We start from the raw sequence: 1,100 nt of genomic DNA, 5'->3' as shown, positions 1-1,100 counted from the left end.
GCGCGGACTTCCGCTACCGCATCTTCAACAACACCGGCAACGAGGTGGAGCATTGCGGCAACGGCTCGCGCTGCTTCGTGCGCTACGTCGTCGATGTCGGGCTGACGGACAAGCGTGAGATCCGCGTCGACACCATGAACCGCCGCCTGCTGCTGAAGCTGCAGGACGATGGCCGTGTCACGGTGGACATGGGCGCGCCGGTGTTCGAGCACGCCGCCCTGCCATTCGATGCGAGCGGGCTCAAGCCCCATCTCGTGAACGGCTTCGAGCTCTGGCCCGTCGAGGGCGTGGAACTGGCCGTGCTGTCGATGGGCAACCCGCATGCGGTGCAGCGCGTTGACGATGTCGAGACGGCGCCGGTGCTGACTCAGGGCCCGCTGATCGAACACCATGCGCGCTTTGCCAAACGCGTCAACGCCGGCTTCATGCAGATCCTGAGCCGCGACCGCATCAAGCTGCGCGTTTTCGAGCGCGACGCTGGCGAGACGCTGGCCTGTGGCACGGGCGCCTGCGCGGCCGTCGTCGCCGGCATCCGCGCCGGCTGGCTGGACGAGGCCGTGGAAGTGCAGACGCGCGGCGGCCTGCTGCGCATCGAATGGGCGGGTGGACAGAACCCGGTGCTGATGACCGGCCCCGCAGTGAAAGTTTTTGACGGAGAGATCACGCTGTGAGTTCCAACCCGGCCGCTGACGCGGTGCAAGGCATCACCGAAACCGACATCGCCAACTACCTGGCGTCCACGCCCGGTTTCTTCGAACGCCACGCGGCGATGCTCGCCAGCGTGCAGCTGCAGCACCCGCATGGCGCACGCGCCGTGTCGCTGCAGGAGCGCCAGGCCGAGATGCTGCGCGACAAGATCAAGGGCCTGGAAATGCGCATCATCGACATGATCCGCAACGGCCAGGACAACGTCACCATCGCCGACCGCCTGCACCGCTGGACGCTGGCCGTCATGCGCGCGGTGGGCACGCCGGAGCTGCCCCATGCGCTGCTGGCCGAGCTGCGCCACCAGTTCATGATCCCGCAAGCCGGCCTGCGCTTGTGGGGCGTCGCTCCCGAGCATGAGGCCTCGGAGTTCGCCGCCTCGGTCAGCCCCGACG

The 1,100-nt window shown here is 67.8% G+C and carries 2 protein-coding genes; both read left to right on the top strand.

Annotated elements, in window-relative coordinates; all coding sequences use genetic code 11:
• Positions 1–671 (top strand): diaminopimelate epimerase (dapF, locus tag AC1DU6_RS32290; RefSeq protein ID WP_477862306.1); only part of this gene is annotated, 671 nt, incomplete at its 5' end.
• A partial coding sequence (locus tag AC1DU6_RS32285; RefSeq protein WP_477862304.1) for a DUF484 family protein occupies positions 668–1,100 on the top strand: 433 nt, incomplete at its 3' end. The genes dapF and AC1DU6_RS32285, both read left to right, overlap by 4 nt.

The sequence above is a fragment of the Roseateles sp. P5_B10 genome (genome assembly GCF_056400485.1).
This window is presented reverse-complemented; position numbering and strand designations above follow the sequence as displayed.